Annotated in this window: 16 protein-coding genes; 6 read left to right on the top strand and 10 right to left on the bottom strand. The window is 60.2% G+C overall.

Annotated elements, in window-relative coordinates; all coding sequences use genetic code 11:
* Window positions 1–90: 90 nt before the first annotated feature.
* From ACMXYJ_RS05010 to ACMXYJ_RS05025, 4 genes are all read right to left on the bottom strand, one after another.
* Window positions 91–1,974, bottom strand: coding sequence for a TonB-dependent receptor domain-containing protein (locus tag ACMXYJ_RS05010; RefSeq protein ID WP_415758977.1), 1,884 nt, complete (start codon window positions 1,972–1,974; stop codon window positions 91–93).
* 171 nt (window positions 1,975–2,145) lie between these two features.
* Complete coding sequence (gene dxs / locus ACMXYJ_RS05015; RefSeq protein ID WP_415758978.1) at window positions 2,146–4,044, bottom strand: 1-deoxy-D-xylulose-5-phosphate synthase; 1,899 nt, start codon at window positions 4,042–4,044, stop codon at window positions 2,146–2,148.
* Window positions 4,045–4,136: 92 nt separating this feature from the next.
* Window positions 4,137–5,039 (bottom strand): polyprenyl synthetase family protein, encoded by a 903-nt coding sequence (locus ACMXYJ_RS05020; RefSeq protein WP_415758979.1) that lies wholly within the window; start codon window positions 5,037–5,039, stop codon window positions 4,137–4,139.
* Window positions 5,036–5,278 carry an exodeoxyribonuclease VII small subunit gene (locus tag ACMXYJ_RS05025; RefSeq protein WP_056743654.1) on the bottom strand — a complete coding sequence of 81 codons (243 nt, stop codon included), beginning with the start codon at window positions 5,276–5,278 and terminating at the stop codon, window positions 5,036–5,038. The genes ACMXYJ_RS05020 and ACMXYJ_RS05025 overlap by 4 nt, the downstream gene beginning before the upstream one ends.
* Before the next feature lie 424 nt (window positions 5,279–5,702).
* Between ACMXYJ_RS05025 and ACMXYJ_RS05030 the strand changes: the two genes are divergently transcribed.
* Genes ACMXYJ_RS05030 through ACMXYJ_RS05060 form a run of 6 tightly spaced genes read left to right on the top strand, consistent with a single transcriptional unit; the run spans window position 5,703 to window position 15,881 of the window.
* Window positions 5,703–6,494, top strand: a complete 792-nt coding sequence (locus tag ACMXYJ_RS05030) for a YfaP family protein (RefSeq protein ID WP_415758980.1) — start codon at window positions 5,703–5,705, stop codon at window positions 6,492–6,494.
* Window positions 6,495–6,531: 37 nt separating this feature from the next.
* Complete coding sequence (locus tag ACMXYJ_RS05035; RefSeq protein ID WP_415758981.1) at window positions 6,532–8,244, top strand: DUF2138 domain-containing protein; 1,713 nt, start codon at window positions 6,532–6,534, stop codon at window positions 8,242–8,244.
* Complete coding sequence (locus ACMXYJ_RS05040) at window positions 8,229–8,879, top strand: DUF1175 domain-containing protein (RefSeq protein ID WP_415758982.1); 651 nt, start codon at window positions 8,229–8,231, stop codon at window positions 8,877–8,879. Before ACMXYJ_RS05035 ends, ACMXYJ_RS05040 begins: the two co-directional genes overlap by 16 nt.
* Window positions 8,876–13,441: an alpha-2-macroglobulin family protein gene (locus ACMXYJ_RS05045; protein WP_415758983.1), complete on the top strand. Its 4,566-nt coding sequence runs from the start codon at window positions 8,876–8,878 to the stop codon at window positions 13,439–13,441. The genes ACMXYJ_RS05040 and ACMXYJ_RS05045 overlap by 4 nt, the downstream gene beginning before the upstream one ends.
* A 1-nt stretch (window position 13,442) precedes the next feature.
* A complete protein-coding gene (locus tag ACMXYJ_RS05055; protein ID WP_432760544.1) occupies window positions 13,443–15,062 on the top strand; it encodes a DUF2300 domain-containing protein in 1,620 nt (539 codons plus the stop codon).
* A 3-nt stretch (window positions 15,063–15,065) separates the two neighbouring features.
* Entirely contained in the window at window positions 15,066–15,881 is an 816-nt protein-coding gene (locus ACMXYJ_RS05060) for a YfaP family protein (protein ID WP_415758984.1), read from the top strand.
* 483 nt (window positions 15,882–16,364) lie between these two features.
* Here the strand turns inward: ACMXYJ_RS05060 and ACMXYJ_RS05065 are convergent, their stop codons facing one another.
* The 6 genes from ACMXYJ_RS05065 to eutC all read right to left on the bottom strand — a co-directional run bounded on the left by ACMXYJ_RS05065 (window position 16,365) and on the right by eutC (window position 21,156).
* Window positions 16,365–17,117 (bottom strand): S24 family peptidase, encoded by a 753-nt coding sequence (locus ACMXYJ_RS05065; RefSeq protein WP_415758985.1) that lies wholly within the window; start codon window positions 17,115–17,117, stop codon window positions 16,365–16,367.
* Window positions 17,118–17,340: 223 nt separating this feature from the next.
* Window positions 17,341–17,868: an inorganic diphosphatase gene (gene ppa / locus ACMXYJ_RS05070; protein ID WP_054052377.1), complete on the bottom strand. Its 528-nt coding sequence runs from the start codon at window positions 17,866–17,868 to the stop codon at window positions 17,341–17,343.
* A gap of 113 nt (window positions 17,869–17,981) precedes the next feature.
* Entirely contained in the window at window positions 17,982–18,794 is an 813-nt protein-coding gene (locus tag ACMXYJ_RS05075) for a zinc-dependent peptidase (protein WP_415758986.1), read from the bottom strand.
* Window positions 18,795–18,800: 6 nt separating this feature from the next.
* Window positions 18,801–19,457: a DedA family protein gene (locus ACMXYJ_RS05080; RefSeq protein WP_095130797.1), complete on the bottom strand. Its 657-nt coding sequence runs from the start codon at window positions 19,455–19,457 to the stop codon at window positions 18,801–18,803.
* A 294-nt stretch (window positions 19,458–19,751) separates the two neighbouring features.
* A complete protein-coding gene (locus ACMXYJ_RS05085; RefSeq protein WP_095130795.1) occupies window positions 19,752–20,213 on the bottom strand; it encodes a GNAT family N-acetyltransferase in 462 nt (153 codons plus the stop codon).
* Window positions 20,214–20,331: 118 nt separating this feature from the next.
* Window positions 20,332–21,156: an ethanolamine ammonia-lyase subunit EutC gene (eutC, locus tag ACMXYJ_RS05090; RefSeq protein ID WP_415758987.1), complete on the bottom strand. Its 825-nt coding sequence runs from the start codon at window positions 21,154–21,156 to the stop codon at window positions 20,332–20,334.
* Window positions 21,157–21,158: the final 2 nt, after the last annotated feature.

A 21,158-nucleotide genomic window follows, 5' to 3' on the forward strand; every position in this document is an offset into this window, starting at 1 on the left:
CGCTCCCACAGGGTTTTATGCCGATCACAGAACCAGTGTGGGAGCGAGCTTGCTCGCGATGAGGCCAGCCCAAACGCCACTAACCTCAGGTCAGAGCTCCGGCGTCCAGGTCACGCCAAACATCCACGCCCGACCTTCCTCGCGATACCCATTCTGGCTGCCATCATGGCTGTACAGCGCCCGGCTGTAACCCTTGTCCAGCAGGTTATCGACCTTCAGCTCAAGCTTGATCTCACGATTCAATTCCCAGCTACTGCGCAACCCCAGCAACGCATACCCGCCCAACGGCTGCTGATTGTTCTCATCGTCGTAGCTGCTGCTCACAGCCTGCCAACTGGCGCCGAGTCCTAGCCGGTCGAATTGCCGATCCAGATCCAGACTCAAGGTCCGCCGCGCGCGCCGAGCCAGGGTGTGACCGCTGTCGCGATCCCGTGGGTCGATGATCGCCACGCCGAGGTTGCTCTGCCAGCCAAACAGTTCCTGTTTCAATGCCGCTTCAAACCCGTTGATCCGTGCCGAGGCCACGTTCTGCGGCCGTGAGTTGCTGCCGAAAATAATCGCGTCTTCCAGGTCCGTACGGTAAAGCGAAGCCTCCAGGCGAGCGGTGTCGGTCAGTTGACTGCGCCACTGCAGCTCATAGCTTTTCGAGGTTTCTGGTTTCAGATCAGGATTACTGAAGTCGGGGTAATACAGATCATTGAACGTCGGCGCGCGGAAGCCTTCGCTGTAGGTCAGCAGCACATCGTTGTCCGGATTCAGCGGCAGGGTGAAGGTGCCGCTCCAGCTGTTCTGGCCGCCGAACTGCTGGTTCTGATCCCGGCGCAGGCCCAGTTCGGTGGAGAAACTATCCGCCTGGTAATGATGTTGAATGAACGCGGCACGGTTCCAGCGGCTGTCCTCGTCGAATGGCGTGCTGCTGTTGATCCGGTCTTCGTACCAGTCGCCGCCGAGGATCAGGCTGTTGCGCTCGTCTAGGGTCAGGTCGTTCTGCCAGTTCACCGAATCACGGTAAGTGTTGAACACACTGAGTTCGTCACTGAGCTTGTCCAAAGTCTTCTCGCGGTTTTCGCTGTGGCCGAACTCGACGCGGGTTTTCCACAGGTCATTGATCCGCGCATCGACGTAACTGCTGACGCTGCTGACCGTGAAGTCGCTGTAGGGTTGCTGCTGGACTGACTCGAACGTGTCCATGTCGAAGCGGCCGAACGGATTGTCGAACTCACTTTTGCCACGGTTATCCAGCAGGTTGGCGCCGATTTCGATGTCGTCGGTGAGGGCGTGACTCAGGCTCAAACTCACCGATTTGTTGCGGTACTCGTCATGATCGCCATCGCTGGGATACGACTCACGGGTGCGATTGATCCCGGCGGTCTCATCGAGGCTGGCGCCCAGATTGAAGCGAGTTTGCTCATCGCCGCCGGACAGCCCGAGGCTGCGTTCCCAGGTCTGGTTGCTGCCAAAGCCCACGTGCATTCGCGGTTGCAAACCTTGCTCGCCACCGCGACGAGTGAAGATCTGGATCACCCCGCCAATCGCATCGCTGCCATAAATCACCGAGCGGGAGCCGCGCAGCACTTCCACGCGCTCGACCTGTTCGATGTTGATGTGTTGCAGGTTGCTGTCGCCCGAGGTGGAGTTGCCGATGCGCTGGCCGTCAACCAGCACCAGGCTTTGGGCCGACTTGGTGCCGCGAATGTAAATCCCCGGCAGACTCCCGCGCCCGCCGGTTTGTCCGACCTCCACACCCGGCACACGACGCAGCAAGTCAGTCACGCTGCTCGGTTGCAGACGATCAATGTCTTCGCGGGTGAACACGGTGTTGGCGGCGCTGCTGTCATTGCGCGCTTCGACCTGACGGTTGGCGCTGATCAGCACGTCGGGAAGCTTCAGGGCCTGGTCGCGTTCGAAGGGGGCGGCCAGCAGTTGGCCGGCCGGCAGCAGGGTCAGCGTCAGGGCGAGGGGAGAGAGTTTCATCGACAGTCCATTGGCACTTCAGGCCGAACACAAATTTTGAAGGACACAGAAAACCAATGTGGGAGCGAGCCTGCTCGCGATGACGGTGTGTCAGTCAATGAATAAGTTGACTGTCAGTCCGCTATCGCGAGCAGGCTCGCTCCCACAAGGGGTTTTGCATAAGTCTGAGGTTTAGATGTTCAGCAGTTGCAAGCGCTCACGCACCGAAGCCTCGATCCCGGCCTCATCCAGCCCGCACTCGGCCAGCATTTGCGCAGGCTTGGCGTGCTCGACGTAACTGTCCGGCAAGCCCAGCTGCAGCATCGACTTGAGGATGTTTTCGCGGGCGAGAAACTCGCTGACGGCGCCACCGGCACCGCCCATGATCGCGTTCTCTTCGATGGTCACCAGCAACTCGTGGCTGCCGGCGATCTCGCGAACCAGTGCTTCATCGAGCGGTTTGACGAAACGCATGTCGACCACGGTGGCATCCAGCGTCTCGGCGACTTTCAGCGCCTCGGCCAGTTGCACGCCGAACACCAGCAGGGCGACTTTGCTGCCCTGACGACGAACCACACCCTTGCCGATTTCGATCGGCTCGAGGTTTTTCTCGATCGTCGCGTTCGGGCCAGAGCCGCGCGGATAACGCACCGCCGCCGGGCCGTTGAACAGGTGGCCGGTGGTGAGCATTTTGCGCAGTTCGTTTTCGTCGCTCGGGGTCATCACCAGCATGCCGGGGATGCAGCGCAGGAACGACAGGTCGAAGCTGCCCGCGTGAGTCGGACCGTCTTCGCCCACCAGGCCCGCGCGGTCGATGGCGAACAGCACGTCGAGGTTTTGCACCGCGACGTCATGAATCAATTGATCGTAGCCACGTTGCAGGAACGTCGAATAAATCGCCACCACCGGCTTCGCGCCTTCGCAGGCCATGCCGGCCGCGAGGGTCACGGCGTGTTGCTCGGCAATCGCCACATCGAAATAGCGCAGCGGGAAACGCTCGCTGAAGGCCACCAGATCGGAGCCTTCTTTCATCGCGGGAGTGATGCCGACCAAGCGCGGATCAGACGCGGCCATGTCACACAGCCATTCACCGAACACACCGGAATACTTCGGTCCGCCCGCTTTCTTCGGCGCGGCGGCCGGAGCGTCCAGCGGTTCGAGTTTGGTGATCGCGTGGTAACCGATCGGGTCGACTTCCGCCGGGGCGAAGCCTTTGCCTTTCTTGGTGACGATGTGCAGGAACTGCGGGCCTTTGAGATCACGCATGTTGCGCAGGGTGGCGATCAGGGTCGGCAGGTCGTGGCCATCGATCGGGCCGATGTAGTTCCAGCCCAGCTCTTCAAACAGCGTGCCGGGAACCAGCATGCCTTTTGCGTATTCTTCGGTGCGACGGGCGATTTCCCAAGCGCCGGGCAGGCGCGACAGGACCTTTTTGCTGCCTTCACGCATGCTCGCGTAAGTGCGGCTGGAAAGGATTTTCGCCAGGTAATTCGACAGCCCGCCGACGTTGCGCGAGATCGACATGTCGTTGTCGTTGAGAATCACCAGCATGTTGGCGTTCACTTCCGGCGCATGGTTCAGCGCCTCGAAAGCCATGCCGGCGGTCAGTGCGCCATCGCCGATCACGGCAATCGCCTTGCGATCACTGTTTTGCAGGCGGGCGGCAATGGCCATGCCCAGCGCTGCGCTGATCGACGTGCTGGAGTGGCCGACGCCAAAGGTGTCGTACTCGCTCTCGGAACGACGCGGGAAGGCTGCGACGCCGTCCTTCTGGCGCAGGGTGCCCATGCGCTCGCGACGGCCGGTGAGGATTTTGTGCGGATAGGCCTGATGACCCACGTCCCACACCAGCCGGTCGTCCGGGGTGTCGAAGACGTAATGCAACGCGATAGTCAGCTCGATGACGCCCAGGCCGGCACCGAAATGCCCGCCGGTCTGACCGACCGTGTAGAGCAATTCCTGGCGCAACTCATCAGCCAGGGTTTCCAGCTCGGCTTCGCCTAACCGGCGCAGGCCGTCCGGCGTGTTGGCACGGTCGAGCAGGGGCGTGGTCGGGCGCTTGCGGGGAATCTCATGAAACGTCGTGGGCATCAGGCGAATCGTTATAGGTATAAAAGATGCGGCAGTTTACCTGATGCATCGCCCCCTGCCCACGCGTTGCTTTTAACTTGGCGGATACGCCATCAGCTGCGCCGGTCAACGATGTACCGGGCCAGATCGCGCAACGGCTCGGCCGCCGCGTCAAACGGTCGCAGCGCATGCAGGGCCTGATCGCGCAGTTCCAGGGCGTAGGCCTTTGCTGCGTCGAGACCGAGCAGGGCCGGGTAGGTTGGCTTGTCGCGTGCGATGTCGGCGCCCTGGCGTTTGCCGAGGGTTTCGGTATCGCTTTCGACGTCGAGAATGTCGTCCTGCACTTGGAACGCGAGGCCGATGGCCTGTGCATAAGCCTGCAAAGACTTCAGTTCGTCCTTCTCGGCACGACCGCTGGCCAGGGCGCCGAGCTTGACGCTGACTTCGATCAGCGCGCCGGTCTTGTGCCGGTGCATGTATTCGAGGGCTTTTTGATCGAGTTTCAGACCGACCGAACCGAGGTCAATGGCTTGACCGCCGACCATGCCGGCCGGGCCTGCGGCCAATGCGAGAGCGCTGACCATTTGCAGGCGGAGGTGATCGGAGGTGAGAGCAGCGTCAGAGTTGCTCAGGCGTGGATCAAGCAGGGCGCTGAAGGCCAGGCTCTGCAAGCCGTCACCGGCCAGAATCGCGCAGGCTTCATCGAATTTTTTGTGAGTGGTCGGCTGACCGCGACGCAGATCGTCGTCGTCCATGGCCGGCAAATCGTCATGCACCAGGGAATAAGCGTGAATCAGCTCCACCGCGCACGCCGCACCGTTGGCTTGCTCAGCCTTGCCGCCCAGCGCTTCGCACGCGGCGTAGGCCAGCAGCGGGCGGACCCGTTTGCCGCCATTCATCACGCTGTAGCGCATGGCTTCGTACAGACGCGCGAGCTCAGGGCTCGGCGCGTTGAACAGGGTTTCCAGTGCAGCATTGACGCGGGCCTGGCTGGTCGCCGAATACGCTGCAATCATTCTGGCTGATCCGCTTCGAAGGGTTCCTCGGCCAGCTCGCCATCACGCTCGAGCAGCACCTGAACCTTTTGCTCGGCCTGGGCCAGCGCCGCCTGGCAATCGCGGGTCAGACCGATGCCTTGCTCGAAAGCCGTCAGCGAGTCTTCCAGCGACAATTCGCCGTTCTCCAGACGCTCTACCAGCGTTTGCAGGTCAGCGAGAGATTGTTCGAAATCCAGTGCAGCTTTTTTGCGGGCCATGGCGGCTATTTCCGGTTGACGTTAAACCGGCGCGACACTAGCAGACATGGGGGGTATGGGCAAATGAGACGGGCATTTCGGCCACTGCGCCGGCGGCAACTGGTTCAGCTATGACGCACTCTTTGTAGCAGCTGGCGAAGCCTGCGTCCGGCTGCTACAGATCGCATTACGGCTTAACGGAGCGATCTTATTCGGCTCATTTTGTGAGCCGAATAACCTCGCTATTCGGCTCACGCCCAACAATCACCGTGAATCCCACCGCAAATATAGATGTATCCGATTGTTAAAAAACCGCCGAATGGCTAATCTTCGCGCCTTCTACGACCCGATAGTCACGGGTCTTTCTGACGAAACGCAGTTTTTGGATCTGTAACGCGCCGAGGATCGGGCGCAAGGTTTCGTTATGCATGGCAGGAGGCGTCACATGCGTTCATTTCTTCTATTGCTGATGGGGCTCGTCTGCGCGACCGCGGCGTTGGCCGAGCCTTCGGCCGAGGTGTCGGAACCGGTGGGTGGCTGGCGTTATTCCGGCCTGCTGGACCGCAGTGAAAATCCTCAGGTCGCCTATCCCACGCCACCCATTGATCGCGGTGTGCAGCGCAATCGCACCATGATCCAGGGCCAACTCAAGGCCATCGGCACCCAGCGAGGGCCGCACACCCTGGCCGTCAACGGCAATCCGCTGAATCTGTACACCGACGACCAAGGGCGTTTCGCCCGGCCGTATGCGTTTGGCGCTGGCTCCAACAGCGTTGAAGTGCGCAGCTCTGAAGGCAAGTCGCTCAAGCGCGTTCAATTCTACGAAGCCAACAACCTGCGCACGCCGGCGCGGATTCGCGTGGTCCTGGGGTGGGATGACCCGAAGGCCGAACTCGACCTGCACATCATTACTCCCGACGGCCAACACGCGTTCTGGGCTCGCCCGGCGATGAGCAACGGCGGCGGTCTGGACCCGGACGGTGTAGATGGCCCCGGCCCGGAAATGTTCACCATGACCGCGCCGATGCATGGCACCTATCTGGTTTACGTGAACTATTGGGGCAACTTCGGCAGTGGCGGCTATAACTTCGATGAGACCAGCAACCAGAACGAGGTGATCACTTCGCAGATCAACCTGGTGCTCAACGAAAACACCGTCGACGAAAAACGCGAGACCTTCATCGTGCCCCTGCGGGCCATCGGTGACCTGCTGCTGGTCAAGACTTTCAACTATTAAGCATCCCGCTCCACGGATGACATCGGGTTTTGTGAACATGAGCGATAACACTGTTTCTCCGGCCGCCGAAACGCCTGCAGCCAAAACTCCTCGCCGCTGGCCGGCGCTGTTGGTCGGGCTGGTCCTGGTGGCCGGTGTCGCGGCCGGGTTGGGCTGGTTCATGCACAAACCCAAGGCGCCTCCGGCGGAGTTGGCCAGCGACAAACTGGGCATGAGCCGGCCGGACGGTCTGCTCGAAACCCATTCCTTGAGCCAATTGCCCAAGGACTTGCTGGCGGTGCCGTTCCTCAAGGAAACCCTGACCGAAGATTTCGTCTTCTATTACGAAGCGCATGCGGATCGTCTCGGTTTGATCGGCAGTCTGCGGCGGATCATTTACGAGCATGACCTGAAGTTGCAGGACAGCCTGATCGAACAGATCTTCGATCAACCAGCGGATGTGGCGCTGTGGCGTGGGGCGGATGGTCGCCTGAAAGACTTTTTGTTGGTGATGGATCGCGGTGGTCTGGCCAAGGTGCTGGAGCCGCTGGCGAAAGTGGCGCTGGATGATTCGCAGTTGAGCAAGCTCAGTGAAATCAAGGTCGCGGGCGATGTGGTGCCGCTGTATCAGCTCACTTACAACAACAGCAAAGCGCTGCTGTTCGCGTCCCATGGCGACAAACTGGTGGTGTTGTCCAACCCGGCGAAGCTGTACGAGACCGGGCACGGCCCGGTCGATGAGCCCGGCATGGTCTCGATGGAATCCCTGGAAGCGTTGCTTGGCGGCCAGAAACTGTTTCCCGAAGCCTTTGGCCTGCCACCGCGCGCACCTGAAGTGAAACAACGCCTCTCGGTCAACTCCAGCGTCCTGGCCATGGGATATCAGCGTTTTATCCCGAACTTCGCCGGCCTGCGCTTCGACATGGACGACAAGGGCTGGCACAGCTTCCTCGCCATGGACGAACTGGACGACCAGCCGGACTTCGATTTCAAACCAATCTGGCAAGCCATGCCGATGGGCGCCAGTGCCTGTGTCGCCTTGCCGCTCGCCGCCGAACAACAGAAACCGCTGCTGGTGAAACTCGGCGCCGAAGAGTCTGTTGCCCAGGCCCTGACCGAACACATGGCCGGTGCCGCCGGCCTGTGCTGGTACGCCGATTCGCGGTTGTACACGCCGTTGCTGGTGGCCAGCCTGAACGATGATGACAGCGCCAAACTCGACGGCGACCTGGGCAACCTGTTCGGCTCGATGGTCGGTGCTTACGAAGGCAACGTCGAAGAGCACGCGTTCCCGGTGGTCGAGAAACAGGAAGGCCCAACCCACCAATGGCAACGCCAGGTCAGCTCCAACTTCGGTCCTTACAAGGCCAAAGATGCCGAGCAACCGGACGCGATCACCGGCAAGGCGTTCATGAAAGTCAGCCTGGCGCGCCACGGTTCGACGCTGCTGTTTTCCCTCGACGACAAACTCGTGGACAAGGCCCTCGGTACTCTCGACAAACGCTTCCCGCCGATGGCCGACGTGGTGCCGAAAGACCTGCTGATGCCGGTTTACTTCGGCCCGGATTCGATGGCGCAACTGATGCAACAGGAAACCCTCGACAGCTTGCCGCAGGACATGGAACCGGTGTTCTACAACGCCGCGCAAACCTACCTGATCCCGAAACTGCGCAAGCTCGGCGGCTACGGCAAATACGCCCTGACCTTACCGGAAGGCAGCGAACCCGACGGCCACTGGCAATGGCTGCCACTGGAATGGAAAGCCCTGTGACCGCACTCATCCGAGGCCTTGGCCTGCTGGCGATGTTGCTGGGCAGTCGCGCATTTGCCAGTGAAGCCGCAGCGCTGGATCCGCAGCAATCCCAGGTGTTCCGCGCCTGGTTCGTGCGCATCGCCCAGGAACAACTGACCCAAGGCCCGAGCCCGCGCTGGTATCAGCAGGACTGCGCGGGCCTGGTGCGTTTCGCCGCCAACGAAGCGCTGAAAGTTCATGACGATAAATGGCTGCGCAGCAATGGCTTGTCCAACCGTTACCTGCCGCCAGAGCTGCAATTGAGCGAGGCCCAGCGCGGTCTCGCCCAGCAATGGCAGCAGGGCGGCGGCAAGGTCGGACCGTACGTCAACGCGATCAAACTGATTCAGTTCAACAGCCATCTGGTCAGCCGGGACGTGTCGCAAGCCCGGCCCGGTGACCTGATGTTTTTCGATCAGGGCGACGACCAGCACCTGATGATCTGGATGGGCCGCTACATCGCCTATCACACCGGCACCACCACCCCGACTGACAACGGCATGCGCTCCGCAAGCCTGCAGCAACTCATGACATGGAAGGACACCCGATGGATACCCGACGCAGCCAACCCCAACTTCATCGGCGTCTATCGACTGAACTTTCTCTCCCAATGATCGGTGCCCGCATGCTGCGTTTACTGCCTCTGCTGTTGGTCTTAGTGCTTCCTTTTTCGGCGGTCAACGCCGAAGACACCGTCGAGCCGAGCGGCTACACGCCGGTGGCCGGTGAAAGCTTTTTCCTGTTGGCCGACAGCAGTTTCGCCGCCGATGAGCAGGCGATGGTGCGCCTCGAAGCGCCGGGCCGCGACTACCGCCGGTTCCGCATGGAGCCTTACGGTGGCGCCGACATTCGCGTGTACCGCATCGACAAGCCGCTGGATTTTCTCAAGCGCCAGAAGAACCTGCACCGCGTCGTCAGCGACGGCCAGTTCAAGGGCGAAGGCCTGTCGAACACCCTCGCGTACCTGTGGGACAACTGGTACCGCAAATCCCGTCGCGTGATGCAGCGAGCGTTCTCCTACGAATCGCGTAAGCAAGTCACCGAGGAAGTGCCGGAACTAAAGATGGGCACCGCGATGGTCGCGCCAACGCCTTACGACGCTCAGCCGCAATTCGCGCTGATTCCGGGCTTGCCGGTGGTCAGCCAATTCCGCTATCCGCTGTGGCAAGCCAAACCGATCCAGCCGCCTGAAGGCGTGAACCTGGCCGGTTCTTCCAGCGACTTCGTCAGTGTCTCGCCGGGCAACGTTTACATTCCTTTGGGTAACCTGAAGCCGGGCCTGTACCTGGTGGAAGCGCTGATCGGCAAGTACCGTGCGACCACCATGGTCTTTGTGTCCAACACCGTGGCCGTGAGCAAGATTGCCGGTGATGAATTGCTGGTGTGGGCTGCGCGCAAACATGAAGGCAGTTCGGTGCCGAAGGTGAATGTGCTGTGGACCGATGGCCTCGGCGTGATGAGCAGCGGCACCACCGATACCGATGGTTTGCTGCGACTGAAACACGTCAGCCCCGAGCGTTCGTTTGTGATTGGCGAGGACGAAGAGGGCGGGGTGTTTGTCTCCGAAAACTTCTATTACGACAGCGAAATCTACGACACCAAACTTTATGCCTTCACCGACCGGCCGTTGTATCGGCCGGGGGATTGGGTGTCGCTGAAAATCGTCGGTCGTGAGTTCAAGAACGCTCGTGATTCGGTGCTGCCGACTGCAGCCGACGTCAACGTGACTGTGCTCGATGCCACCGGCACGGCGCTGCAATCGTTGGCGCTGAAACTCGATTCCAAGGCGGGCACTCAAGGCCGGTTCCAGTTGCCGGACAACGCGGTGGCGGGCGGTTATGAGCTGCGTTTCAGCTACAAGGATCAGGCCTACAGCAGCGCCTTCCGCGTCGCCGAATACATCAAGCCGCACTTCGAAATTTCCCTGAACCTGGCCAAGCAGGACTACCGCACCGGCGAACCGGTAAAAGGCAGCCTCGTGCTGCTGTACCCGGACGGCAAACCGGTGGCCAACGCCAAGTTGAGCTTGAGCCTGCGCGCCCAACAACTGTCGATGGTCGACAACGAACTGCAATACCTCGGGCAATTCCCGGTGGAGTTGACCAGCACCGAACTGACCACTGACTCCAAGGGCAACGCGACGCTGGATCTGCCGGCTGCCGAGAAGCCGAGTCGCTACATGCTCACCGTGTTCGCCAGCGACGGCGCAGCGTATCGGGTCAAGACCACCAAGGAAATCCTCATCGACCGCGGCGCGGCGAGTTTCAGCCTGCGCGCGCCTAAGCGTTTTAGTGCGGTGGGTGACAAGGTTGCGTTCAGTTACTTGAATGAAGGCGGCAGCGAGCAAAGTAAAGCCGTCACGCCAGGCAGCTACAGTTGGGTGCGTCTGGAAGACCAGTCCACCGGCGAGGGCAAACTTGCCGCGAAAGACAAAGGTTTCACCTTGGCCTTCGACCGTCCGGGTACTTACAACCTGACTTTGAAGGATGACCATGGCCGCGTGGTGGGTGCCACCGGGCATTCGGTCACGGGCGACGGCGTCAAAGCCGTGCCGGGCACCGTGGAAATCGTCCTCGATAAACCCGAGTACAAGGCCGGCGACGAAGCCCTCGCATTGATCACGTTCCCTGAGCCGATCATCGATGCACTGCTGTCGCTGGAACGCGACAAAGTCGAGGCCACAGCGCTGCTGTCCAAGGGCGGCGACTGGCTGAAGATGGAAAAACTCAGCGAGACCCAATACCGCGCGCGGATCTCGGTGAAGGACAATTTTGCGCCGAACCTGACGTTCTCCGTGCTTTACACCAAGGGCGGTCAGTACAGCTTCCAGAACGCCGGCATCAAGGTGATCGCGCCGCAAATCGACGTGGCGATTGCTACGGACAAAGAGTCGTATCAGCCGGGCGATACCGTGTCGGTCGACCTGACCACCCAGTTCGCTGGCAAGCCTGTTCCAGCGCACCTGACGGTCAGTGTGGTGGATGAAATGGTCTACGCGTTGCAACCGGAAGTTGCGCCGACCATCGACCAGTTTTTCTACCACCCGCGCCGCAACAACGTGCGCACCAGCGCCAGTCTGTCGTTCATCAGCTACGACGTGGCATTGCCGGGCAGCCCTGGCGCGCCGGGCAAAGCCAACCGTAGCGAACGGGGCGTGAAAGTGCTGGAGCGACCGCGTCGTGAAGACGTCGATACTGCCGCGTGGCAGCCGGAATTGATCACCGACGCCAACGGCAAAACCCGTTTCACCTTCAAGATGCCGGACTCGCTGACCCGCTGGCGCATCACCGCCCGGGCCATCGCCGATGACGGTCAGGTCGGGCAGAAGAAGCAATTCGTACGCTCGGAAAAGCCGCTGTACCTGAAGTGGAGCGGCCCGACCAAATTCCGCACAGGCGACAAACCGGATCTCGGCGTGTTTGCTTTCAGCCAAGCGGAAAAACCGGCCAAGGCTGAGCTGGTGATTCATTTCGGCGGTACCGAACAACGCGTCCCCGTGACGCTGAACAACGGCATCAACTACATCGCGCTGCCAGCGTTCGCGTTGGCCAGTGGCGAGTGGACGGCTGAGCTGGTGCAAGACGGCAAAACGGCTGATGCCTTGGCTGTGCGGCTGACCGCGACCGGCGAAGGCTGGCAGGTGACCCAGAGCCAAAGCCTGGACGTGGCCAGCGGTGATACGCCGCTGACCTTGCCGGCAGATGCCACGGATATTCGCCTGCGTCTGGACGACAGTCCGCAAGCGTTGTTCCGCTCGGCACTCGACGATCTGTTGAGTTATCCGTACGGCGGCGTCGAACAAACGGCCAGTCGTTTGCTGCCGCTGAGCATCGCGTATCCGACCTTGTCGTCGAACCCACAGATTCGTGATCGCTTGCGCCTGATCATGCAAAACAGCCGTCTGCGCCTGGTGCAAATGGCTGGTCCATCGGCGAGCTTCACCTGGTGGGGCATGGACGGCGAGCCGGATGCATTCCTCACTGCTTACGCTTACTACGCTGACTGGCACGCCAGTAAAGCCTTGGAACTGAGCCTGCCGCCGGAGCATTGGCAGCGGGTGCTGGAGGTCTATTCGAAACAGGCCAAAAACACGCCGCTGTTGCAGCGGGCGCTGATTCTGTCGTTCGCCAAACAGATGCAATTGCCGGTGAACACCTTGCTCAGCGGCTTGATGGATGATCTGGCGAAAGCGGGCGACGGCAATGCGGCGAACCTGATGGACGATGGCGAAGACAGCATCGTCATGAGCGATCCGGATTCGGCGCTCGGTCTGGCGGCTGCTCGTGCGTTGACTGCCTCGTTGGCGAAGCAATCGAAGGTGACTCTGCCGGACGCATTCAATCGTCAATTGCCAGACGCGCAACAACGATTGGCGGTCAGTTCGCAGCCGTTTGCCGAAGCCTTGAACCTGTCGCTGCAAGCCTTCGATCAGGCTCACGCGCAAGCGTTGTTGCAACGATTGTTGCCACAGCAATCGACCCTGGAACGTGCATTGGCGCTGACCTGGTTGCAACGCAGCATCGAGCAGGCTTCGCCCACCATCGCACTGGCTCCGGGTGAAGGCTGGAAGAAAAAATACGGTGATACCGGGGAAACTTATTGGACGTGGCAGGGGGCTGCGCCAGTGCCTGCGGTGCTGTCGCTGAGCGGTGCGCAAGAGCGTCCGTTGCGAGCGGCTTTGAGCTTCCAGACCAAGCAACCGCTGGTTGATCCGATGGCCGTGACCATCACCCGTCGCCTGTCGCGTCTGGTGCCGGGCGACGAAGCCTTCACCTTCAAACTGGAAGCGGTCGGCAACAAACCGTTGTCCAGCGACAGCCTGTATCTGGACGAAGTGATCATCACCAGCAAAGCGGCCAAACCACTGCGCTACGGGATGATCGAAGTACCGCTGCCGCCGGGTGCCGATGTCGAGCGCACCACGTGGGGCATCAAGCTCATGGGCAAGGCTGGCACCGAACCGTCCGCGTTGGAGAAAGCGCGTTTTGAACCGGGGCAAATGGCTTACGCGATTCCGGTGGATGCCTTGAGTGGCGAGTTGCGTCTGCGTCATCTGGTGCGCTTCTCGCAGAAAGGCCAGTTCAACCTGCCGCCGGTGCGTTTCACTCAGGTTTACGCGCCGCAGCATCAGGCTCAGGAACAGAAGCCGGCCTTGGGCCAGGTCACAGTCAACTGACATGACCCGGCGTTTGCTCTGGTGGTGGCTGTGTCTGATCCCTGCGCTGGCGACAGCGCAGGAGGAGCCGCTGCGGCTGGCTTTTAAAGGTGAGTTGCTGTCGTTAAGCCGGACTCAGGTGATCGCGCGCGAGCCGTTGCCTGCTGATGTGCAGACGCCGCTGGGCAGTGTGTGGAAGTTGTTTGTGTATGGCTGGTTGGTGGATACCAACGCCCATGAGCCGGCTTACGAATGTCGCGGTCAGTCGAAAGACGAAGTTTATTGCTGCACGGCGGGCGGCAAGATTGAGCGCGATCAGGCGTTGGTGAAGTCTTGCGGGTTGTACTTTGAGCCGCAGCGATTGGGCATCGCTGACGCTGATTGGCGGGCGTATTGGCAGACACGGCAGGCGCCGGAGTGGTTGATGGACTTGGCTTCGTTGCAGCCTTCCACGCGCGTTTCAGTCACTGAGTTGCTGCGAATGCTGGCCGTGATGCCGGCGCAGGATCAAGCGCGGCGGGTGTTGCTGGATGTGGTGTTGAATGCGGCTGACGGCAATGTTGTGGGCGAACTCGGTGGCCGGTTGCGGGTGAAAACCTGGAGCTGGTTGGGGGATCAGGACCCTTCGTCACGTCAGGGCGGATTTGCTGGGTGGACGGCGGACGGTACGCCGATTTGGGCCGGTGGGCGTGGGACCAGTCAGATGGTCTTGCGTAGCTACGGTGGGGCGTTGGCTTCGGTGTTGCCAGTGAATTGGCCTTTGGAGGCGGGACGCTGTGTTGAGGTGGGGCTGTTTTCACGCTATCCCATCGGGCGCGTTCTGGCGGGGGATCGTATTGTCGAGTCCGGGCCCTTGCAGGGCGACTACCGCGTCGAATTCACCAACGGCAATCAACTCGATATCCACAGCGACGGCGAGCTCTTTTTGCTCAAAGACAAACTCGTCGCTCGCCTGGACCGCGAAGAATATGTCGCCCGCGTCCTCCAGCGCGAAGCCAAACCCGAACCCGCCGAAGCCGCCAAAGCCCTGGCCGTCGCGATCCGCACGTACCTGCTGCAAAACGCCACCCGCAACGGCGACTGCCTGAGCATCGACGACAGCAGCAGCCGGCAACGCGTCGCCCCACGTCCAGCCACCGCCGAATCACGCAACATCGCCGCCTGGACCAGCGACCTGGTCCTCGCCGGCAGCACCGTCACCTACCACTCCGACCAGCCCGGCCCGGACAAGCTCTCCTGGCAGCAAGCCGTCGAACAAGCCAACGCCGGCCAACGCTACGATGCCATCCTGCTCCACGCCTACCCCCGCGCCAGCCTCAGCCGCTGGGACAATCCAGTCGCCTCCTGCGAAACACTCCCCGCCGCGCAAGACTGGCTGCAACACCAACGCCGCGGCTGGCGTCCGCGGTTGGAAAGCGAGGTGGGCTACAACGAAGTCAGCACCTTCGCCGTCTGCCGCCTCGCCTTCGGCCGCCCCTATGTCGACCGCGAACGCCAGCGCATTTACGTGCGCGGTGTGCTGTCGCTGCAAGACCGCCTCGACCTGACCCACGAATACCTGCACCTGGCCTTCGAAGCACACCCCAACGGCCAGGATGAAACCTACATCGAAGGGCTCGCCCGCCACCTCTTGCTGGAATAGGCCATGAAACTCCGTTATCCACAGGTCTTCCTGTTCCTCTGCTCTGTTTGCGTATGGCCGACAACGTTCGCCGCCGAAAGCACCGCCAAACTCGACACACCCGTTGGCGGCTGGCGCACCGGCGCGCCGGAAGGCGAAGGCGAAAGCTTTCGCCAGATCGTCAACTACCCGGCCTCCTCGGTGAACACCCCGGTGGGGCAGGCCAACACGGCACGCATCACCGGGCAAATCAACGCCTCGCCCAAGTCCGGTGAGCCGGGCCGTTTGATCGTCAACGGCGTCAGCATGCCGCTGAAGATTGATCCCACTGGCCGCTTTGATCGCCCGTTCTCATTTCCGAATGGCAGCAACAGCGTTGAAGTCCGCAGCCCCGATGGCCAGCAACGGCATCGCACGCAATTCCTGAACGCCAGCGGCGGGGCCACTCCGGCGAAGTTGCGGGTGCTGCTGGCTTGGGACAGTGATGGCACGGACCTCGACTTGCACCTCATCACACCCGACGGCGCCCATATCTGGTACGGCGACCGCGTTGTTCCCAATGGTGCTGCGCTCGATGTGGACGTGACGACGGGGTATGGCCCGGAAATCTTCGCCATGCCGGCGCCGATCAAGGGGCAGTATTTGGTGTATGTGAACTACTTCGGGGGCGGGTATCGCAGTGATGAGGAAGGGCAAGAGGATGCGGTTCAGCCGCTGACGACGGCGCAGGTGACGGTGATTACGGAGGAAGGGACGCCGAACGAGAAGATGGAGACGTTCCTGGTGCCGATGCGGGCGGTGGGGGAGTTGACGTTGGTTAAGGGGTTTAGTTATCCGTGAGGGGGATTGTGCAAGTAGCTCTTGCACAATTGAATTGGGCAGCAGCTTGCTGCCCGATTGCATGAAGGGTGACCTTGACTCAAAACGCAGACATTAAAAAGCCGGCTTGTGGCCGGCTTCTCGGGGACTGGCTTGGTTCATTTTTGGTAAACCGCGCCAGCCTTCAAAACGTACACCCGGATCTTGCGTCCGGCTGTGGGACTCGGCGAGAAAATCATCTGCCTTGTCGGTGCGATCTGACGCCGTGGGGCGGGTCGATGCGCAAATGTGGGGCGCAGCATACTGATTTTTTTGCAGAATTCCCAGCGTGGCGTGCGCCCTAGAGCGATTGCGGTTACGCGTAGCAGCTGGCGAAGCCTGCGTTCGGCTGCGCAGCAGTCGTGAATCCAGTATCCGCGGTGTACCTGAAACACCGGGTTGGATGGTTATACGACTGCTGCGCAGCCGAACGCAGGCTTCGCCAGCTGCTACACAGTCATGTGTTTACAGAAAAGGTATAGGTGGCCTGCGTTTGTTCAGGGTCGACCACCAGAACACCCATCCCAGAACTCTTATGTTTTGCTCTTCGATTTGCGGAGGTCTGAAGACTTCATCCGGGTATTCGGAGCTGTTGTGGCTGCGCATGCGTATCGCGTTGCCTGGTACCCGGCTCAGGTATTTGATGCGCAACATGCCGTCGTGCTCGATTGCGTAAATCTCTCCGTCGACAATTTGCGTGAGCCCGCGGTCGATGGCGACGATGGAGCCATCTTCAATTTTTTCGGCCATGCTGTTTCCAACCATGCGGGCGCAGATGGCATTGGCGTGGTTGATTTCCAGGGAGTCAAGATCGCTGCGCGGCAGGCGGATCGTTTCGCTGGGGTCTTTGATGACATGGGTTTTGTCGGAGCCGGGGGCCGTGGTCGCTTCTTTGTAAAAAGGTAGTTCGATATCGACTGGGTCGATGACCCGATAGGTGCCCCGGATTGACTGGGCGTCGAAGGTGTTGCCGGATGCATCGATCAGATGCAATGCCCTGGCGTCTTGCGGTCCTTCGCCGGTTTTCAGCCATTCAGTGTTCACGGACAGTCTTCTGGCGACATCCTCCATGCGGTAGTCAGGAACTCCGCGGGTATACCAGTTATGGACAGTTTGAGGGTCGGAAATACCCAGGAATTCGGCAAATCGCGTTGTCGAGATTTGGAGCTCTTTCAGGAGCATTCTGAATCGTGGGCCGCAGGTTTTGTTCTTTTTCATAAACACGAGTCTAGCCTTGCGGCATAAGGCTTTTATTCAACAAAACGTTCAAATCTGGCGTGAAATTTAAGTCCTGATGTAAGACGTCTTTTGTAAAAATTAAACAAGAAAAAACCGCTTTGCCCGCCCGTTAAATGTGCTGTTGAGCATGATTTTCAAACGCCCACAAAAAACCCCGGATCAACCGGGGTTCTTCGTTATAGCCGTTCGTGAGAGACGGCTATCAGCCTTTATAGGCAGCAACCGACTTCATGATCTCGGTGCGAGCGGCTTCTGAGTCGCCCCAACCTTCGATCTTCACCCATTTGCCTTTTTCGAGGTCTTTGTAGTTCGCGAAGAAGTGCTCGATCTGCTGGATCAGCAGCTGTGGCAGGTCGCTGCATTCCTTCACGTCGACGTACAGCTGGGACAGCTTGTCGTGTGGCACTGCGATGACTTTGGCATCGCCGCCGCCGTCGTCGGTCATGTGCAGAATGCCGATTGGACGGGCGCGGATGACCGAACCTGGAGCAACCGGGTAAGGGGTCACGACCAGCACGTCGAGGGGGTCACCGTCGTCAGCCAGGGTGTTCGGGATGAAACCGTAGTTGGCCGGGTAGAACATCGGGGTGGCCATGAAACGGTCAACGAACAGGCAATCGCTGTCTTTGTCGATTTCGTATTTGATCGGCGCGTGGTTGGCCGGAATCTCGATCGCGACGTAGATGTCGTTCGGCAGGTCTTTGCCAGCCGGAATCTTGCTGTAGCTCATTGGGCGTTGCCCCCGTTAGTTGACCAAAAACACTTGGCCGGATTGACCAAAAAGTGGCGGCGATTATAGGCATATTCTGCCGCCGATGCTATGTGCCAGAGGTCGTAGAGACCTTAGTCGCGTGCCTGATAGACCGGGTCTTCGGCCAGAAGTTGCCGCAGCCGGGCCAGAGGGTCCTGACGATAAAACAGCTTCAGTTGCTCATAGACCTGAGGATACGCCTCGTGCAGCAAATCCGGGGCGCTAAAGAAGTATTCGCTGGTGACCGCGAAGAACTCGGCCGGGTTTTCCGCAGCGTACGGGTCGATGGCTGTGTCAGCGTCGGGATTGCGGTCCAGTTGCCGATCAAGGTCGTCGTAGGCCTCTTGCATGACCTTGGCCCAGTCGCTGACCCGCATGTTGGCGTGCAGCGGCGGCAGGCCATTGGCGTCGCCGTTGAGCATGTCGAGTTTATGCGCGAGTTCGTGGATCACCAGGTTGTAGCCTTCCCAGCCACCGCTGGCCATCACACCGGGCCAGGCGAGGATGATCGGGCCTTGCTGCCAGGCTTCGCCGCTGTGTTCGCCATCCCATTCGTGTTCGACGCCGCTGGCATCGCGATGGCGTTGGGGGCTGAGGAAGTCGTCGGGATAGAGGACGATTTCGTGGAAACCCTGATACCAGTTCAGATCGCCCAGGTGCAGCAACGGCAATTGCGCCTGGGCGGCAAGCAGCAGGCGCTGTTCCTGGTGGAGTTCGACGCCGGGCAGGGCGGTCAGGTGTTTGTCCTGGAGGAACAGCACGCTGGCTTCACGCAGCCACTGGTCTTCGGTGGCGCTGAGGCCATCGAGAAAACTCAGGTGATGACGCACCCGCTGCCACATGTCGTCGGCAATCGGGTGTTTGGCCAAGGTGCGCTGGCGACGCCAGGCGCTAAGGGACCACATGGTGAATCAGCGCGATTGAGCTTTGGACGCGGCGTTGCCGAAGCGGCTGCGGATGATGCCGATGATCATCGGCACCAGCGACAGCAAGATGATGCCCACGACCAGCAGCGACAGATTTTGCTTGATGAACGGTACGTTGCCGAAGAAGAAACCGAGGGTCACCAGGCCACCCACCCACAGAATAGTGCCGAGGACGCTGAAGGCGAAGAAACGCGGGTAAGGCATTTTGGCGACACCGGCGACGAACGGTGCAAAGGTGCGGATGATGGGCAGGAAGCGCGCCAGGGTCACGGTTTTGCCGCCGTGTTTGTCGTAGAAGTCGTGGGTTTGCTGCAGGTAGTCGCGGCGGAAGATTTTCGAGTTCGGGTTGCTGAACAAACGCTCACCCGCCGTTCGTCCGATCACATAGTTGGTGCTGTCGCCAAGGATCGCCGCCAGCATCAGCAGGCCGCCCAGCAGCACCGGGTCCATGCCGCCACCGGCCGCAACGGCACCCGCGATGAATAGCAAGGAATCGCCCGGCAGGAACGGCATCACCACCAGACCGGTTTCGCAGAAGATCACCAGGAACAGAATGGCGTAAATCCATGGCCCGTAGTTGGTTACCAGCAAATCGAGGTAAACATCGAGATGCAGGATAAGGTCGAGCGGGTTGAAATCCATGGAGAGCACCTGAGGTGACGGCCCGACTCGGCAGGCCTGTGCGGATGACTTCGCGAAAGGCTACAGACGGGTGTAGTTTTTCTTACAAGCCGGAAAGGTCGGCATTATACGGGCTGAGAGGTGAAAAGCGCGTTGAGTTTGTAGCGGGGGATGTCTAGGGTTCCTCACCGGTTGGAGTGGTGCAATCGATTCCTGTGGGAGCGAGCTTGCTCGCGATTCAGGCACCTCGGTGTGTCAGTCATCCCGAGGAGAAGCTATCGCGAGCAAGCTCGCTCCCACAATGTTCGATGCAGATCAGAGCTCGTCGCTGATCGGCAACACGTAGTTCTTGAATTCGGTGTCTTCCTTGAACCCGATGGATTCGTAGGTTTTCTGTGCGACTTCGTTGTTGCTGCTGGTGGAAACGCGCATGCGTACAGCGTTGGTTTCCTTGGCCATTTTCTTCGCGGTGCGGATGAGGTTGTCGGCCACCAGCTGGCGGCGGGCCTCTTCGGCGACGTAGATGTCGTTGAGGATCCACACGCGCTTAAGCGAAAGGGACGAAAAGCTCGGATATAACTGACAGAAACCCATCAGTTTGTTGCTGTCGTCATCGGCCAGGGCCAGGTAGATCACCGACTCCTTGCGACGCAGGCGCTTTTCAAGGAACGCTCGGGACGAGTCCGGATAAGCCAGGGAGCCATAAAACTCGCGATATTTGACGAACAACGGGGTCAACAGGTCCAGGTGTTCGAGGGTCGCTTGAATAATCCGCATGGTAGGTCTCGTCTTCAAGTGGCTGTCTTCACGTACTGTGACGGCGAACGGTTCTCACTCGGGCGGCCGTGTTTCGATCCTGCCTGAAACTGGATCAGAAACGCAATGCGGAAACGGTTCAGGCATCCGACGAACTCAGTAGGAAATTACCTTTCATGTCCGCTCCTGCGTCCGACTCCAGTGTCAGAACCTGGGCTTCGTCCTTCAGATTGACCCCTGACAGCTGCCGCCGGCAGGCTTCGCGCATCAAATACAGCAAACGGTGTGCCGCCATGCCGTAACTCAGGCCTTCGAGCCGGACATTGGAGATGCAGTTGCGATAGGCGTCCGTCAAACCGACCTTTGGATTGTAGGTGAAATACAGCCCCAGGCTGTCCGGGGAGCTGAGGCCAGGGCGTTCGCCGATCAGGATCACCACCATTTTGGCACCCAGCAGTTCACCGATCTCGTCGGCTACGGCGACCCGGCCCTGTTCCACCAGAATGACCGGTGAGACGGACCAGCCGTCATTCACAATCTGATCTTCCATCCGCGCCAGAATCGGCAAGGTATGGCGATGAACGGCCAGCGCCGATAATCCATCGGCAACGACAATTGCCAGATCAACACCGCCGGGATTGGCCAATGCGTAATCGCGCAGTGTCTGCGCCGAATCATCACTGAGCTTTCGCCCCAAATCGGGGCGCTGTAAATAACTGTTCCGGTCCGTAGCGGCGCTGTGTAGCAGCAGGCTGGCACGCCCGCGTTCCGCCAGTTGTGAGCTGAGGCCCACATGGTCGAACGGCAAGTGCACCGCATCCCGTGCCTGAGCGTGGGCGTACTGGAAGTCCAGCTGCGCGCTGGTCGGCATGCTGGTGCCCGTACGACCAAGGGCAATCCGTGCCGGTGTCAGGCGGCGCAGTTCCAGTAACGGGTTTTCTGGATCAGCAGGTGGTTTGTCCATTT

This window comes from Pseudomonas arabinosi, from assembly GCF_047758675.1.
GTDB classification, from domain to species: Bacteria; Pseudomonadota; Gammaproteobacteria; order Pseudomonadales; family Pseudomonadaceae; genus Aquipseudomonas; species Aquipseudomonas arabinosi.

Bases quoted from the DNA above. Each gene is read 5' to 3' on its own strand.
- ACMXYJ_RS05045 (WP_415758983.1), top strand. From the start codon at position 8,876: ATGATCGGTGCCCGCATGCTGCGTTTACTGCCTCTGCTGTTGGTCTTA.
- ppa (WP_054052377.1), bottom strand. From the start codon at position 17,868: ATGAGCTACAGCAAGATTCCGGCTGGCAAAGACCTGCCGAACGACATC.
- dxs (WP_415758978.1), bottom strand. From the start codon at position 4,044: ATGCCCACGACGTTTCATGAGATTCCCCGCAAGCGCCCGACCACGCCC.
- ACMXYJ_RS05035 (WP_415758981.1), top strand. From the start codon at position 6,532: ATGAGCGATAACACTGTTTCTCCGGCCGCCGAAACGCCTGCAGCCAAA.
- ACMXYJ_RS05040 (WP_415758982.1), top strand. From the start codon at position 8,229: ATGGAAAGCCCTGTGACCGCACTCATCCGAGGCCTTGGCCTGCTGGCG.
- ACMXYJ_RS05060 (WP_415758984.1), top strand. From the start codon at position 15,066: ATGAAACTCCGTTATCCACAGGTCTTCCTGTTCCTCTGCTCTGTTTGC.
- ACMXYJ_RS05020 (WP_415758979.1), bottom strand. From the start codon at position 5,039: ATGATTGCAGCGTATTCGGCGACCAGCCAGGCCCGCGTCAATGCTGCA.
- ACMXYJ_RS05055 (WP_432760544.1), top strand. From the start codon at position 13,443: ATGACCCGGCGTTTGCTCTGGTGGTGGCTGTGTCTGATCCCTGCGCTG.
- ACMXYJ_RS05075 (WP_415758986.1), bottom strand. From the start codon at position 18,794: ATGTGGTCCCTTAGCGCCTGGCGTCGCCAGCGCACCTTGGCCAAACAC.
- ACMXYJ_RS05010 (WP_415758977.1), bottom strand. From the start codon at position 1,974: ATGAAACTCTCTCCCCTCGCCCTGACGCTGACCCTGCTGCCGGCCGGC.
- ACMXYJ_RS05080 (WP_095130797.1), bottom strand. From the start codon at position 19,457: ATGGATTTCAACCCGCTCGACCTTATCCTGCATCTCGATGTTTACCTC.
- ACMXYJ_RS05085 (WP_095130795.1), bottom strand. From the start codon at position 20,213: ATGCGGATTATTCAAGCGACCCTCGAACACCTGGACCTGTTGACCCCG.
- eutC (WP_415758987.1), bottom strand. From the start codon at position 21,156: ATGGACAAACCACCTGCTGATCCAGAAAACCCGTTACTGGAACTGCGC.
- ACMXYJ_RS05065 (WP_415758985.1), bottom strand. From the start codon at position 17,117: ATGAAAAAGAACAAAACCTGCGGCCCACGATTCAGAATGCTCCTGAAA.
- ACMXYJ_RS05025 (WP_056743654.1), bottom strand. From the start codon at position 5,278: ATGGCCCGCAAAAAAGCTGCACTGGATTTCGAACAATCTCTCGCTGAC.
- ACMXYJ_RS05030 (WP_415758980.1), top strand. From the start codon at position 5,703: ATGCGTTCATTTCTTCTATTGCTGATGGGGCTCGTCTGCGCGACCGCG.